The 15,240-nt window shown below is 63.0% G+C and carries 14 protein-coding genes; 12 read left to right on the top strand and 2 right to left on the bottom strand.

Features of this window, described 5'->3' with window-relative positions:
• The first annotated feature begins 79 nt into the window (after positions 1–79).
• The 11 genes from ispG to AEQU_RS00840 all read left to right on the top strand — a co-directional run bounded on the left by ispG (position 80) and on the right by AEQU_RS00840 (position 10,675).
• A complete protein-coding gene (gene ispG / locus AEQU_RS00790; protein ID WP_022738433.1) occupies positions 80–1,150 on the top strand; it encodes a flavodoxin-dependent (E)-4-hydroxy-3-methylbut-2-enyl-diphosphate synthase in 1,071 nt (356 codons plus the stop codon).
• Entirely contained in the window at positions 1,147–2,907 is a 1,761-nt protein-coding gene (locus tag AEQU_RS00795; protein ID WP_022738437.1) for a proline--tRNA ligase, read from the top strand. Before ispG ends, AEQU_RS00795 begins: the two co-directional genes overlap by 4 nt.
• A 261-nt stretch (positions 2,908–3,168) precedes the next feature.
• Positions 3,169–3,783: a helix-turn-helix transcriptional regulator gene (locus tag AEQU_RS00800; protein ID WP_022738440.1), complete on the top strand. Its 615-nt coding sequence runs from the start codon at positions 3,169–3,171 to the stop codon at positions 3,781–3,783.
• 208 nt (positions 3,784–3,991) lie between these two features.
• Entirely contained in the window at positions 3,992–4,504 is a 513-nt protein-coding gene (locus AEQU_RS12420) for a phasin family protein (RefSeq protein WP_022738444.1), read from the top strand.
• Positions 4,505–4,719: 215 nt separating this feature from the next.
• The gene (gene rlmB, locus AEQU_RS00810; RefSeq protein WP_041714757.1) at positions 4,720–5,472 is read left to right on the top strand and encodes a 23S rRNA (guanosine(2251)-2'-O)-methyltransferase RlmB; all 753 of its coding nucleotides are present in this window, start codon (positions 4,720–4,722) and stop codon (positions 5,470–5,472) included.
• Positions 5,473–5,487: 15 nt separating this feature from the next.
• A complete protein-coding gene (locus AEQU_RS00815; RefSeq protein ID WP_022738451.1) occupies positions 5,488–6,030 on the top strand; it encodes an NYN domain-containing protein in 543 nt (180 codons plus the stop codon).
• A 173-nt stretch (positions 6,031–6,203) separates the two neighbouring features.
• Positions 6,204–7,157: a helix-turn-helix domain-containing protein gene (locus AEQU_RS00820; protein ID WP_022738454.1), complete on the top strand. Its 954-nt coding sequence runs from the start codon at positions 6,204–6,206 to the stop codon at positions 7,155–7,157.
• A gap of 105 nt (positions 7,158–7,262) precedes the next feature.
• Entirely contained in the window at positions 7,263–7,937 is a 675-nt protein-coding gene (locus AEQU_RS00825; protein ID WP_041714291.1) for a DUF3990 domain-containing protein, read from the top strand.
• On the top strand, positions 7,924–8,562 hold the full coding sequence (locus AEQU_RS00830) for a helix-turn-helix domain-containing protein (protein WP_022738461.1): 639 nt from the start codon (positions 7,924–7,926) through the stop codon (positions 8,560–8,562). The genes AEQU_RS00825 and AEQU_RS00830 overlap by 14 nt, the downstream gene beginning before the upstream one ends.
• A 224-nt stretch (positions 8,563–8,786) precedes the next feature.
• Positions 8,787–9,665, top strand: coding sequence for a helix-turn-helix domain-containing protein (locus tag AEQU_RS11645; protein ID WP_051353353.1), 879 nt, complete (start codon positions 8,787–8,789; stop codon positions 9,663–9,665).
• A complete protein-coding gene (locus tag AEQU_RS00840; RefSeq protein WP_022738468.1) occupies positions 9,662–10,675 on the top strand; it encodes a DUF4097 family beta strand repeat-containing protein in 1,014 nt (337 codons plus the stop codon). The genes AEQU_RS11645 and AEQU_RS00840 overlap by 4 nt, the downstream gene beginning before the upstream one ends.
• Positions 10,676–10,793: 118 nt before the next feature.
• Here the strand turns inward: AEQU_RS00840 and AEQU_RS00845 are convergent, their stop codons facing one another.
• Together AEQU_RS00845 and AEQU_RS00850 are read right to left on the bottom strand one after the other, a co-directional pair.
• The gene (locus AEQU_RS00845; protein WP_022738472.1) at positions 10,794–12,257 is read right to left on the bottom strand and encodes a S1C family serine protease; all 1,464 of its coding nucleotides are present in this window, start codon (positions 12,255–12,257) and stop codon (positions 10,794–10,796) included.
• A 462-nt stretch (positions 12,258–12,719) separates the two neighbouring features.
• Positions 12,720–14,267 (bottom strand): helix-turn-helix domain-containing protein, encoded by a 1,548-nt coding sequence (locus AEQU_RS00850; protein WP_117282262.1) that lies wholly within the window; start codon positions 14,265–14,267, stop codon positions 12,720–12,722.
• Positions 14,268–14,524: 257 nt separating this feature from the next.
• On the opposite strand from AEQU_RS00850, the gene AEQU_RS00855 reads away from it, so the two are divergent.
• Positions 14,525–15,232: a molecular chaperone TorD family protein gene (locus AEQU_RS00855; protein WP_022738479.1), complete on the top strand. Its 708-nt coding sequence runs from the start codon at positions 14,525–14,527 to the stop codon at positions 15,230–15,232.
• Positions 15,233–15,240 lie beyond the last annotated feature (8 nt).

Genomic DNA, 15,240 nt, shown 5'->3' on the forward strand with positions numbered 1-15,240 from the left:
GTCGGACCCTCGCTGACTTCCTTGGGCGGATTCCGGACTTATAATTGGTGAAAGATAACGGTTGGAAAGGAAGTGGTCCGTGACCAAGGAACTGAAGCCCCATGACCGCACGCGGCGCGTGATGGTGGGGGACGTGCCGGTGGGCGGAGGCGCGCCGGTGGCGGTGCAGTCGATGTTGAATGCCCCGGCCGACGATGTGGCCGCCAACCTCGCGCAGATTGAGGCGCTGGCCGAGGCCGGCTGCGAGATCGTGCGCATGGCCATTCCGCGTCGGGACTGCCTGGACGCCTTCGAAGCCGTGTGCGCCGCGTCACCCTTGCCCGTGGTGGCCGACATCCATTTCGACGCCCGCATCGCCATCGAGGCGGCGGCCCGCGGCGCGGCCAAGCTGCGCATCAACCCCGGCAACATCGGCGGCCTGGAGGCCACCCGTGAGGTGATCGCTGCGGCGTCGGCGGCGGGCATCCCCATCCGCATCGGCGTGAACGCCGGCTCGCTCGACGACGCGCTGGCGGCCCGCGACGACCTGACGCTGCCCGAGAAACTGGCTGCCTCCGCTACCGAATACGTGCGCTTCTTCGAAGACGAGTGCGACTTCCACGACCTTGTGGTGTCAGCCAAGGCCCACGACGTGCAGACCACCATCGACACCTATCGCCTGTTGGCCGCCGAGCTGCCCGAGGTGCCGCTGCACATCGGCGTCACCGAGGCGGGAACCGCCTTCCAAGGCATCATCAAAAGCGCATGCGGCCTGGGCGTCCTTTTGGAAGAGGGCATCGGCGACACCATGCGCATCTCGCTCACGGACGACCCCGTGGTGGAAGTGCGGGCCTGCTGGACGTTGCTCGGCGCCCTGGACTTGCGCCGTCGCACCCCCGAGCTCATCAGCTGTCCCACCTGCGGGCGCTGCCAGGTGAACCTCATTGGGCTCGCGCAAGAAGTGGAAGAGCGCCTCGCTGCAGTGGACAAGCCGGTGAAAGTGGCGGTCATGGGGTGCGTGGTGAACGGCCCGGGCGAAGCCGCCGATGCCGATATCGGGGTGGCTTGCGGAGCGGGCGCGGGGGTTGTTTTCTCCCATGGTAAAATCGTCCGCAAAGTGCAAGAGTCGGAAATTGTTTCTGCCCTTATGGAGGAGTTGGAGAACCTATGACCCAGATTCTGCGTATGAGCAACCTGTACGCCCCCACCTTGAAGGAAGACCCGTCGGACGCCGACATCGATAGCGCGCGCCTGCTTCTGCGCGCGGGCATGCTGCGCAAGGCCGCCTCGGGCCTGTACACGTTCCTTCCTTTGGGCTTCCGCGTGCTGAAGAAGATCGAGAACATCGTGCGCGAGGAAATGGATGCTTCGGGTGCCCAGGAGATTCTCATGCCGGTGCTGCAGCCGGCGGAGCTGTGGGAGGAAAGCGGCCGCTTGAACGACTACGGCCCCGAGCTCATGCGCCTTACCGATCGCCACGACCGCGAGATGTGCCTCGGTCCCACCCACGAGGAGATCATCGTGGCGCTCGTGCGCAACGAGTTGCGCTCCTACAAGGAACTGCCTCAGAACCTCTACCAAATTCAGACGAAGTACCGCGACGAGATTCGCCCGCGCTTCGGTCTTTTGCGCTCTCGCGAGTTCGTCATGAAGGATGCCTACAGCTTCAACGCCACCCAGGAGTCGCTGCAGGAAACCTACGACGCCATGGGGAAGGCCTACGGCGCTATCTGCGACCGTTGCGGCTTGGATTACCGCGAGGTGGAGGCCGACGGCGGCCAGATCGGCGGCAAGGTGACCACCGAGTTCATGGCGCTGGCGGAATCGGGCGAGGCCGACCTGGTGTACTGCTCGTGCGGCTATGCGGCCGATGCCGAGGCCGGCGCGTGCCTGGCTCGCCCCACGCTGTACGAAGTGGACGCCATGGAGAAGATCGCCACGCCCGACGTGCACACTATCGCCGAGCTGGCGGAATTTTTGAGCATCCCCGAGTCGTCCACGGTGAAGGCGCTCTCGGGCAAGGACGCCGAGGGCAACCTCGTGTGCCTGTTCATTCCCGGCGATCACGAGCTGAACGAGCTGAAGATCGAGGGCCTCGTGCCCGGTTTCACGCTATTGACCGACGAGGAGATGATCTCCTTCGGTCTGTGCAAGGGCTCCATGGGGCCGGTGGGGCTGCCGGAGGGCGCCCGCATCATCGCCGCTACCAGCTTGCAGGCCATCCCGCAGTGGGTCGTGGGCGCCAACGAGGACGGCTACCACTACGTGGGCGCGCGTCTGGGCGAGGATTTCCAGGTGGACGAGTGGGCCGATCTGGCCACGGTGAAGCCCGGCGACTGCTGCCCTACGTGCGGACTTCCGTTGGAAGGCGCTCGCGGCATCGAGGTGGCCCAGATCTTCCAGCTCGGCGACAAGTACTCCCGTGCCATGGGCGCCACGTTCATGGACGAAGACGGCGAGGAGAAGCCCTTCATCATGGGCTGCTACGGCGTGGGCATCTCGCGCACGCTGGCCGCCATCGTCGAGCAGCACAACGACGAGCACGGCATCATGTGGCCGCTGTCGGTGGCGCCGGCCCATATTTGCGTGGTGCCGCTCACGGTGGGTGATGCCGAGGTGCAGCCCATGGCCGAGAAAATCGCGAAGGATCTGGCCGAGCTCGGCTTCGAGGTGGTCATCGACGACCGTGACGAGCGCGCCGGCGTGAAGTTCAACGACGCCGACCTCATCGGCTGGCCCGTGCAGATTGTCGTGGGCAAGCGCGGCCTGAAAGAGGGCAAGGTGGAGATGAAGCTGCGTCGCACGGGCGAGAAGAAGGAAGTAGCGCTGGACGCTCTGGCCGAGATGATGGGCTTTGCCCGCCGCGCCATGCGCGACAACGTCCTGCACGGCGCCGGCACCGGCGCCTTCGCCGCCATTTTCGGGTAGGGCAATAGACTCCTCAATCGACGAAGACCCCGGATCGCCTCTCGCGTTTCGGGGTCTTTCTCGCATTCGCGCCGAATGGACGCGAGCCGCGCTCAATGCACTAAATGCTTCTACGATCGCTATTTATCTAGAGAAAATCCCTGTTCAGAACCCTTGTCAAAGACTTTTGGCAGGGGTTTTCATTGGCTGCGGGGTTGTGCCAAAGGGTTTTGGTGGTACGCTGCGGCGTGTCATGTCACTCTGATCGCGAAAGGACGTGTTGTGGAACTCAAGGAGCATCTCAAGGAGCACCGGAACCGACTGGGGCTGTCCCAGGAGGACGTGGCGGAGCGCATTTTCGTATCGCGGCAGACCATTTCCAACTGGGAGACCGACCGCACCTATCCCGATGTGCAGAGCCTTCTGCTCTTAAGCGAGATCTTCGGCACGTCCATCGATGAGCTCGTGAAAGGAGACGTGGCAACGATGGAAAAGGCGATTGAGAACGACTGGAAGACAATGAGCCGCCTGACGGTGGCAGCTTGGGCGCTTGTGGGCGTCGGGCTGGTGTGCGTGGCGGTGGGGTTCGCGGTGCCTACGGCCCCCTCCTCGCTCATGCCGAAGTGCACCGAGAGCGAGGTGCTGGGAATTGTGCTGTTTCTTGCGCTGTGGGTTTTAGGATGTATTCTGCTCGGCATGGTGGAGTCGATGAAGAAGAAGTACGACCTGGTCACCTATCGCGACATTGTGGCGTACTCCCGCGGCGAGGAGCCGGTGCGCGACAACGAGGCCTTCGGACGCAAGCACCCGGTAGCTTCAGCCGGCCTGAAAATGGGGGTAAGCGCCGTGTCGGGGTTCGTGGTGGCCTACGTGGTCTTGAAGCTGATCCTGGGATAGCACCCGCGAACGAGCGAATGCGAGCGCACGGGCGCGCAGGCGCGCGCAGGGCGCACGGCTGCGAGCAATCATTCGCGGCAGATTCCCTAACCAAATCAATCAACCTTTGACGGGGCGGTAACGGTGCCGCCCCGTTGGCATACGTGGGGCGGGGGCGCTCGTATAGTAGAGGGTGCGAAATCACCGTCGAGATAAGGGAGGCCCCGAAATGACGACGATTGCCGATGGATTGAAGGACGTGTTCCTGGCTGGTGTGGGCGCCATGGCGCTCGGCGCCGAGAAGACCCAGGAGCTGGTGGAGCAGCTTATCGCCAAGGGGGAGATCACCGTGGAGCAGGGCAAGGCCATCAACTCCGAGGTGCTGAAACAGGCTCAGGCCACCGCCGAGCGCGTGGGCCAGCAGGCCCAGACCGCGGTCGGCGAGGCGGCCCGTGAGGCTCAGGCGGCCGCGAGCCACCTGAACGATCAGGCCAAGACGGCCGCAGAGTTGGCTCACGAGCAGACCGAGGCTGCCGTGTCCATGGCGCGCTCCCAGGCCGAGATGGCTGCCGATGCGGCCAAGAAGGCGGCCGAGAACGCCAAGCAAGGTTCCGCCGATTTCGCCACAGCGCTGAAGCACGACGTGCTGGAGGCTCAGATGGCCATGATGACCCCCGAGCAGCGCGCCGAGTTCGCCAAGAAGGCCGCCGAAATCGCCGCCCGCGACGCGAAGACGGAGTAGAGGATTGCGCGGATGAATTTTACTCAAGTGGATTTTAGTAAAGTTTACTTGAGTAACTGACGAGCGAAGAATTCAAAAGTATTCACGGGCTGGGCTGCCGCTTGGGCGGTGGCCCAGCGTTGATTTGGCGTGATTGGGCGTGCGGCTTCAGAAGGGCCGCAGGGCCGTGGTAAACTTCTCGATTACCATTGAACTACCACGACGAAAGCGATTCCATGGCTGATTTCATTGAAGGCAAGCGGCCGGTTATTGAGGCGCTGCGCACCCACGTGCCGCTGAAGTACATCCTCATGGCCGACAACCTGAGCCAGGGCGACAGCCTGGTGCGCGACATCCAGCGCAAGGCGAAGAACCTGGACGTACCTATTAAGAAGGTGTCGAAGAAGAAGCTCGACGAGGTTTCCGAGCGCGGTAGCCACCAGGGCGTCATGGCTGAGGCGGCTCCGTTCAACTATGTGAACATGACGACGATTCTGGACGCGGCGAAGCAGTCGGCTGAGGAGCACGACGGCCGCGCGCTCATTGTGGTGCTCGACCACATCACCGATGCCGGCAACTTGGGGGCCATCGCCCGTTCGGCCGAGTGCGTGGGCGCTTCCGGCATTGTCATTCCCAACAAGCGCGCCGCCCGCGTGACCGCCGCCACCTACAAAAGCTCGGCCGGGGCTATTTCTCACATTCCCGTCACCCAGGTGGCGAACCTCGTGAGCACCATCGAGCGTCTGAAGGACGAGGGCTTCTGGGTGGCCGCCGCCACCGAGCACGCCTCCGATCTCATTTGGCAGTCGAACCTCAAGGGCAAGATCGCGCTCGTGATGGGCAACGAGGGTGAAGGCGTGTCGCGCCTTGTGCTGGAGAACTGCGATTTCGGCGTGAAGCTGCCCCAGGTGGGAGAGATTTCCTCACTGAATGTGGCCCAGGCCTCCACCGCCTGCATGTACGAGTGGCTGCGCCAGAACTGGGAATAGGCCGCAGATCGCATCATGGCCAAGCAACGCAAGAGACTCCTCATCGTTGACGGGTACAACGTGCTGCGGTCGGGCAGCCGGTACCGGTGGCAGCCGCGGGCCGACGAGGACTACACCGACGACTTCTTCAACGCCGCCCGCGACCGGCTCATCAACGACGTGGTGAACTACGCCGGGCGCGACATGGGCGCCATCATCGTCTTCGACGCCGCCGATAACGAGCTTTCGGAAGGCTCGCGCACGAAGATCGGCGGCGTGCAGGTGATCTTCTCCCCGGCGGGGCAGTCGGCCGACAAGGTGATCGAGAAGCTGGCCTACGACGCGGGCAAGCGCGGGGTGGAGACCATGGTGGTCACGAGCGACGCGGCCATTCAAGACACGGTGTTCGGCGGCGGCGTCGATCGCATGAGCGCCGACGGCTTCTCCCACGAGATGGGCGAGTACTACGAAGATGCGCGTTTGGATGACACCCCGAAGGTGGCGCGCAAGAACACCGTCGCCGAGCGCATCCCCGCTGACACCCTGGCGCGCCTGAAGGCACTGCGGGACGGCCGCTAGCGAGCGCGAATGCTGCCGTGCGTGTGGTGACCGCTGGGGTATTTTCCCAGTTCAGCGCTTCCGCAACCAATAATTGCGGAAAATGACAACGCGAATTGGTTCCGTGGCAAAGAGGTTTTCGGTAGGCTCCAAGGCGTTTTTGAGAGGCAATCGCAGAAGAAAGGCAGCACACCATGAATGTCGAAATCGCCGAGCGCTTGGCCGCGCGCCGAAAGCTTGCAGGGCTGTCGCAGGAGGCCCTCGCGGAGAAGTTGGGCGTGTCGCGCCAGGCTGTTTCCAAATGGGAGCGCTCAGAGTCGTCGCCTGACACCGACAACCTCATTGCCCTGGCGAAGCTCTACGGGGTGTCGCTGGACGAGCTTTTGTACGTGGACGAGTCCATCGAGGACGACGTGGCCTTCGAAGCCGCCGACCGCGCGGAAGTGCGTGGCGCGAGCAGGGTTGTCGTCGCGGAAGCTTCGGAAGAGACGGCTTCGCCAGAGGGCGGTGGCGTTGGCGATGCATGTGATGCCGAGACAGCCGAGGGCGTTGACTTCGAAAAGGAGGGCCGCGGCAAGGTGCACTTCGGACCCGGTGGCATTCACGTGGACGACGGCAAGGACCATGTGCACGTGTCCTGGGCCGAGGGCGTGCACGTGGTCGACCGCCACGGCGAAGAGGTGCACGTCGGTTGGGACGGCGTGCGCGTCAACACGACGGATCCGGAGGTGGCAGAGCATATCTTCACGCGCGACAATCCTTTCGGGGTGTCGCCCGATGACTTCAATGCCGAGCGAGCTAAAAAGTGGCTGAAGTTTCCCTTTTGGGCGTTGGTGATTGTGGCGTATCTTGCCTTCGGTATGCTCAGCGGTATCTGGGGGCCGACGCTGTTTCTGCTGTTCCTCATTCCGGTGTATTACGTTGTGGGCGCGGCAGTCGCATCTCGCCGCATCGCTCCCATGCTGTGCGCGCTGTATCCTATTGGTGCGATCGCCTGGTTCCTTTGGATGACCTTCGTCGATGTTCATTGGCATGGCCCCGCTTGGGTCATCTTCCTCACGATTCCGCTCGTGGAGGTCATCATCGTCCAGCTCTCCAAATGGTGGAACGCCCGCAAGGGCAACGCTTGCAAGGAAGAGGTCGCCTAACTATTCGCGACAAATCAAGTGAGGTTTTGCTCTGCACCCTAGACTATCTCTCCAGAGATATTCATGTTATACTTCTGGAAGTATCTCTGGAGAGATAGGTAAACCATGGAACTTATGACCCTATTTCATGGATCGCCTCAAATAGTGGCGCATCCTTTCTACGGTGGTGGTAGGCCATATAACGACTACGGCCGCGGGTTTTATTGCACCGAGCATATCGAATTGGCGCGCGAGTGGGCCTGCTCCGAAGAAGGCTACGACGGCTACGCTAACGAGTATCGCTTCGATGGCCGCGGCCTTAAGGTTCTTGAACTTTCCTCTCCGGAATACTCGACGCTTCATTGGCTGGCGCTGTTGCTGGAGCATCGCAAGATCGATCTGCGCACCCCGGTGGCTCAAGCGGGTAGCGAGTTTCTTCGTGCCCACTACCTGCTGGATGCGGAGTCGTTCGACGTTATCGTGGGGCACCGTGCTGATGACAGTTACTTCACCTTCGCCCGCGCCTTTTTGCGAAACGATATTTCTTTGGAGCAGTTGACGCGGGCTTTGCATCTCGGTGATTTGGGCCAGCAGATCGTACTCAAGAGCCCGGAGGCATTCAAGGCCATCGAGTTCGTCGAAGCCACAGTGGCGCCCAGCGCCGTTTACTACCCTAAGCGGAAGGAGCGCGACGAGAAGGCGCGGGCGCTCTATCGCGAGGAGGCTGCCCGGCAGGGCATCGACGGTATTTTCTTGCGCGACCTTTTGCGAGAAGAGGTGACCGATCTTGCAGGCCTATAGCGAAGATTATCTGTTCGATGCCATGGAAGCGCTGGGCGAGGCATTCGATTGCGCGGCCAACCGTGTCAACTTGGGGCTCGACCAGTTCTTTGAAATGTTCGTAGCGACAGGGGTTGCCGATGCGTTCGGCGCCGGGGCCCCGCGCTATGTGAGCGGTTCGTCGGGCATCGAACTGGTGCTTGACGTGTGCTATCGGGCCGGGCTGGATATCGGCGTGCCTCTGGCCGATATGGCGTCCGACGGGGAAGGGCCCGACTATTGGTGCGGTTGGGTTCTGGCCTACTGGCAGTGGGAGACGGGCCGCCCGTTCCGAACCATAGGTCGCGTAACGACTATGGAGGAAATCCGCACGCTGTATTGGCCGCTCCACGAAGCAGCAGAGCAGAAGTTCGTTGAAGTGATCGAGGAGCGCGTGGCCCGGCGGGGTGCTCCTTTGAAATCGTGGCGCGAGCAAAGGGGTCTTTCCCAGGTGGCGCTGGCGGAGAAGTCGGGCGTGTCGCTGAGGGCGATTCAGCAGTATGAGCAGCGCTGCAAGAACATCAATCACGGCCAGGGCGCATCGCTCTATCGGCTCGCTCAGACGCTGGGTTGCCGCATCGAGGATCTGCTCGAGTATCCGCTGTGACCGATGAGGTTGGTGACTTGCGCTGCGAAGGAGGTGCGAGTGGTCGTGGGCTGGCGGCTTGGAAGAAGCGCAAATTACCTGTTCGTGGGTGGGGCAACCAGTGGTTGTCGGAGATTTTTCGCTCGGTTCTGGTAAATTGACCACATAAGGTGCTGGTGCAACCAGGGTTGAAACCATAGGGTGAAAGGCGAGATGTGACGAACAAGACGCGAAAGGGAACCGTGATGAACGTCGAAATCGCCCAACGCCTTGCCGAATTGCGCCGTGAGCGCGGGTTCTCCCAAGAGGGGCTGGCCGAGCAGCTGGGGCTGTCGCGCCAGGCCGTTTCCAAGTGGGAGCGGGCCGAGTCGGCACCCGATATGGGAAACCTTATTGCCTTGGCCGACTTGTACGAGGTGACCCTGGATGAGCTTCTGCGCGTGAGCCCCGAGGTGGCCGACGATGTGCGCTTTGAGTCCCAGGAGCGCGCCGAATCGGTGGAAACCGAGGCCGCTGCTGCGGCGGAGGCGGCCCTGGCGGCTGCGGCGCGGGCCGAAGCGGCGGCTGCGACGGCAGCTGAGGCGCCCGACGTGCCGAAAGTGGTCGTGGAAGTGAGCGCGCCCGCTGCGACGTCGGGAGGCTTCCCGCCGCCTGCTCCGTCCCCTGGACAGGCCGGTGCTTCCGGCCAAGGGGCGCCGCACGGGTTCTCGCCTTCCACATACGGAGCGCCGGGCCATCGGCCACCGAGTGCGGGCTATGGCCCTGGCGCGTCTTCGCACGGTTCGCCGGCATCGCCGCAGAGCCCGGGTGCCTACCCTCCTGGCTCCTGCCCACCGGGTTCCATTCCGCCGGCATCCTCGGTGCCCATTGCGCCGCCACCGACGCCCCAACCGAAAGATCCGCTGCAGTCGTTTCCCTACCCGCTTCTGTGCGCGGTCATCTTCCTACTTGCTGGTTTCTGCTTCGGCTGGTGGCATCCCGGCTGGGTGATCTTCCTCACCATTCCCTTCTACTATTGGGTGGTGAACACCTTGGAGGCTGATCCGGCTTATCAGACATGGTTGGCCGAACGCCAGGACGTCGCGGCGAAAAGTGATTCCTCCTCAGAAGGAGGCGCCCAATGAAACTGGAACGGAGCACCTATGTGAAGATCGCGCTCATCGTGCTGCTTTGCCTGGGGGTGTGTGGGTTCTTCGGCGGCTGTCGCGGCATCGTTCCCTGGGGCGGCTCGCTGCTTGCGCCCGGTGGCTTGATGGGTTGTGTGGGCTGGAACGCCATGGGCGAGATCGCCGGATATGCTGGAGATGCGGTCGGCGAGATGGCCGGATATGCGGGTGATGCCGCGAGCGAGGTGGAGGATGCGACGCTGCACAGCGGTGTGCGCGGCGGTGTTGCGTCGACTTCCGAGGGCAGCCATTTCGAAATCGACGCCAGCGAGGTAAACGTTATCGAGTTGAACTGGCTCGCCGGGTCGGGTTCCGTGCGCGTGGTGGCCGACGGCGAGACCGACGGCAAAATTGTCGTGAACGAGACCATGCACGGCGGCCCGCAACCCGTTATGGCCTGCAGCACGAATGGCGGTGTGCTTTCCATCAACTATATGGAGGGCAACGGCGGCCTATCGGGATGCTCGCTCGGCACATGGGGCAGCAAGGACGTGGAGGTGCTTATCCCCGAATCGGCGGCGTCTCTTGAGCGCTTCGTTCTTGAGGCGGCCTCGGGTGAGTACGGCATCGACGGGGCCGACGCCATGCTGTGCGAGAAAATGGAACTCGATGTCGCCTCGGGTTCCGTCTCAGTGAGCCAGATGTCGGTGACCGACCTTGAGCTGAGCCTCGCAAGTGGCAATGTCGCTTACGAAGGCTCTATCGCCAAGACGCTGCACATCGATCAGGCTTCAGGGGAGTTCTACTTCGGCCCGTGCTTGTCGGCCCCGGAGACCATCTCTGGATCGCTCGCCTCCGGACACATCGTTTTGGAGCTTCCGGCCGATACCGCGCTGACGGCGCAGGTGGATAAAACCTCTGGGAACTTCACGAACGACTTCGCCGATTCCGCTGGAGATCCGTCGCACTCCTGCGATCTCACCTTCGACATCATAAGTGGCAATCTGGAAGTGCTCAGCGCTGAGTAAAGAGCATTCAATCGCAGAGCTTTCAATAGAAAAGGGGCGGCCTGGTGGTCGCCCCTGCTGCGAGGGAATCGTGAGTCCCTTCTGTCGGCATGCTTGACGCGTAAGGCGCCACGGCGGCTTAGCGCTGGCCGAACAGGTCGTCCAAGTTCAGGCCGTTGCCGTAGCCATCGCCGTAGCCGTACCCGTTACCGCCGTCCTGGCCGTAGCCGTCACCGTAGCCCCAGCCGTAACCGTTGCCGTAACCATCGCCGTAGCCCCGGCCAAAGTCCTGACCCTGCTCGGGCATCTGCTGCTCCCGCTGGGCCTTCTGCTCCGCGGCGGCCTTCTGGCTGGCGGCATCGTCGCCCAGAGTCACGGAAATCTCCTGCTCCTGGCCGTTGCGGTTCACCGTCAGCTTCACGGTGTCGCCGGGGTTCTTCCCACGCACGGCCAGCATGAGGTCGGAGGCACCTTCCACAGACTCGCCGTCCAGGGCCGTGATGATGTCGCCCTCCTGGAGGCCGGCCGCCTCGGCGCCGGAGCCCTGGGAGACGGCGGCCACGTAGGCGCCGGACTCGGCCGCGAGGCCGTAGCTGGCAGCCGCCTGGTCGTTCACCGTGGACAGGCTCACGCCGAGCTGGGCGTGGGTGGGGGTCTCGCCGGCGATGATCTGCTGGGCGAGGTTCACCGCGTAGTTCACCGGAATGGCGAACCCGACGCCGGAGTAGTTGCCGGAATACGAGGTGATCAGCGTGTTGATGCCGATGAGCTTGCCCTCGTCGTCCACAAGCGCGCCGCCGGAGTTGCCCGGGTTGATGGCCGCGTCGGTCTGGATCATGTTCGGATAGATAGTGGTCTCGCCGCTGCCGCCGGACTGCATCGACTCGCTCGCGTCCATGATCTGCGAGCGGCTCGTGGCGGACACGATGCCCGTGGCCACCGACTGCTCGAGCCCGAAGGGGGCGCCCAAGGTCATGACCCACTCGCCGACGGTCAGGTTGTCCGAATCGCCGATCTCCATGGGGGTGAGGCCGCTGGCATCCTTGGCCTTCAACACCGCCACGTCGGAGGAGGGATCAGTACCCACCAGCTCGGCGTCGTAGGTGTTGCCGGAGATGGTCACCTTATAGGCGCTGCCGCCGTCGACCACGTGGTTGTTGGTGATGAGGTAGCCGTCCTCGGTCATCACGACGCCCGAGCCGGTACCCAAGCCCTGGAGCTGGCCGCCCGCATCGGCGTAGGTCTCCACGTATACCACGGACGGCAGGCACTTGGCGGCCACAGCCTCAGCCAGGGTCGCGTCATCGTTGGTGTTGATGACAGTCTGGGTAGCGGAAGGGGTGCCCGTGGCCTCGGCGGTGGCGGGATCGATGATGGCGCCCTGCACGCCGAAGGCGAGCATGCAGGCGAGCGCGGCGCCGGCGAATCCGGTGAGGAAGGAGCGGCGGCCGAACTTCGGCTTGGCGGTGGCGGTGTTCTCGACGCTGGCGGCCACGGAGCCGTCGATGTCGAACTCGTAGGTCTGGTTCGCGGCGGAGTCGACGGCGTTGTCGCGGAACGAATGCTTGCCGAAGGGGTTCGGAGTGGTGTTCAAGTTGGTCATTGGTGATCTCCTTCTGAAAGGGGGTCGGTCATGTGCTGGAGTGCACACTATCACGCCCCAGCACGTCCCAATGACCTCGGCAACCCCCAATCACGACCGGCCCACGCAGATACACCAACGGGAGTAGTCCCTGCGGATTATGGGGAAGCCTCGAATGCACAAAACAGGGTACTTCTCGTAGGATTTTGTGCCGGGAGGGCTTGAACCGTTTAGCGTGAACAGGGAAAACTTTTCGCATTTGCCGCCAATAGCTACGAGAAATGGCTCATTTTGCACATTTCGGATCGATGGTGCTTTTAGACGCTCTTCTTCCAGTGTGATGCGCCCGATGCGGGCGGCCGGGTCATGACCGCGCTCGTAGAGCCGCAGGTTCTGGTTGCGCGTGGTGTCGCGCCAAGGCTTTAGACGGCTTGGTGGTGCGCGTCGACTGGTGCACCAAGCGGCGCGCACCACCGCCGGCTTCTAATACTTCTCAACGAGATCGATGAGTTCCTGCTTGGAATGCAGGCAGGTCTTCTCCAAAATGCGGCGGGTGTGGGTGCGGATGGTGGATTCCGAGACGAAGAGCGCTTCGGCGATGACCTTTGCGGAGCGGCCGCGGGCGAGGTAGGGGAGCACCTCGGCCTCGCGACGGGTGAGGCCGTAGTCGTCGGCGAGGAGCGCGAAGACGACCTCTTCGCTGTTAATGGCTTCGGCCCCATCGATCTCGCCGGTCGCAGAAGTGCTGATGGACTCCGCAACGGGAGAGGTGCTGGCAGGGTCGGCAGCTGCTTTGTCGGTTGCCTTGACGGCTGTTGGGGCAGCTAAGACCGACGATGGATCTGAGACGCTCGAATGAGGATTCGCGTTGCCGTCGCCGGTCGCCTCGCCAATCGCCATTCTCCCTTCTGCCTCCTCGCCCGGAACCGAGCGTTTGGCGTTGTGCCAGAGAAACCATAGCAGGATGACGAGCAGGTACACCGCTCCGATGCACACGCCCACTACAGCGCAGCCAGCCACTTCGGGGAGGAGCATGATCAGATACCCGATGCCGATGCCCACGAGCCGTGCGAGAATGGACAGCGCCCTCACCAGGCCCCCTATAACGAAGCCCGATACGGCGTAATCGTAGGCAGCTGTGGCTACCAGGTACCAGATGACCACGTCGAAGACCCCATGTACGGCGCTCATGATTGCGTTCAGCACTACGGGGTGAACATTCCAGAAAAACGGCAGCGCCGCGAACAGCACGATGGCGATGGGGATAAGCAGTTGGTAGACTAGCGACAGGTTTACTCGCCGCTGCAAGGCAACCGTGAAGGCCAAAAGAAGCACTGCAACGACGAAATTCAGCACGAGGGGCAGTTCATGGGCCGTGCTCGCGGAGTTCACGCTGAGCACGGCGGTCTCCCACATAAAGCCGAACAGGCAGGAGAAAACGAGGGCGGCGATGATGAGCGGCACGAGGGTGGTGAGAGCCGCCAGGTAGCGCTGAGACTCGGTTCGGTGGGGCGCGAGGAGAACCGACGGCTGGCTGCTCTCGGTACGGCAGCGCTTCAGGCAGAGAACCGAGGCTATTGGCAGGGGAGCCATGAGCGCAAGGGGCGGAAAGGGAGTGAGGGCCACGAGGGAGTCGACGGCGAGAAAGATGATGGTGGTGAGCAAGAACGACGCCGGGGCATACAGGGCCGTGCGCGAGGGATGCACGCGTCCGAGCACGTCCGCCCAGCTCCCCCATAGGTAGCCGAAGCCGACGCCGCATAGCGTCGAGCCGATCACGAGTGATGCGGAAAGCGCTGGGCCGGCAAACCATATGCCGGCGCCGCCGATAGCCGCGATGCCGACAAGGATGCATCCGCAGAAGGGCCACGGCGAGAGTTTCGCCAGATTTTCCGGCGCCCGCTCTACAAGGGCCGACACGCCTAAGAGCACGGTCATGTTTGCCAAAAACGATACGACGACGATCAACGTATTGTACTGGGGCGTGTCCGCCGCGCCGGTGAGCAGGATGGAGCTGCGGAAGGTGAGCATGCTGCAGGCCCAGAAAAACGCGAGGCCGAGATAGCACAGGTGCAGAAAGCGGTGAAGCGGCTCGATAGCGGCCGATGGTGCATCGCGGACTGCTGTCACGGCCCTGCTCCTCCTTCTCCATTGCCAGTGTGAACTGGGCGTTTCCCTGTCGCGTCCTCTGTTATGACTGACTTGCGTCTCGGTAAATCATCAGAAACTGATGATATGGCGCATAGCCGACGATTCTAGCATGGAGCGCCAACGGAAGGAGGTGCGAAATGCAAGAGACAAGAGGCGGGGCTGCGCGTGCGACCGCGCAAACATCGGAGAGAGAGGTCGTGCGCGATGCCGCACGGGTGAACGTCTGCGCCAAGGCAGCCTACCTGAGCACCATTGGGGCTCTGTTCTCGCGATGGGGCGATGACTATGAAGCGGCGTACGAGGCGGCCCGTGCGACAGCGGCCGATTTAGCGATAGCGCCCGCGACGCCGGCGGGCGCCGTGCGCTGCCGACTCGAGAACGAGGTGCTCACCTTGGGCGCTCCCGCGGCGGCGGTGCCCGTCGAATCGCTTTATAAGCCTTGGGCCGATGGACGGGAGCGCCGCAGAGGGGTCTCGGCTGAGTTTGGTGCGGCCCGGCATCTGCTCCTCGGTGACAGCGCCCAGCACATGCGGGCTCTTTATCGCGCTCTCGAACTTGAGGTGCCGATGGAGTTTTGCGCCATGCCCGACCATGTGACGCTCATGACCGAGGTGGTGGCCCTGTGCGTCGATGCGGGAAACCATGAGGCTGCTCTTGCGCTGTTGTCCGAGCATTTCGACTGGCTGGACGCTTACGAGCAAACCCTGCTCGCCCATGCGGCCGCGCTCTCGTCGGCGCCCCCCTCGGCTCGTACCGACGAGCTGGCTCGCGCTCTGGCCCATGGGCGCGAGCTGGCGGTAGCTCTCGCGGCGGCCGTCCGAGACCTATCCGTGTCCCTTCGGTAAAAACCGAG

This window comes from Adlercreutzia equolifaciens DSM 19450 (assembly GCF_000478885.1).
In the GTDB taxonomy this organism is placed as follows: Bacteria; Actinomycetota; Coriobacteriia; order Coriobacteriales; family Eggerthellaceae; genus Adlercreutzia; species Adlercreutzia equolifaciens.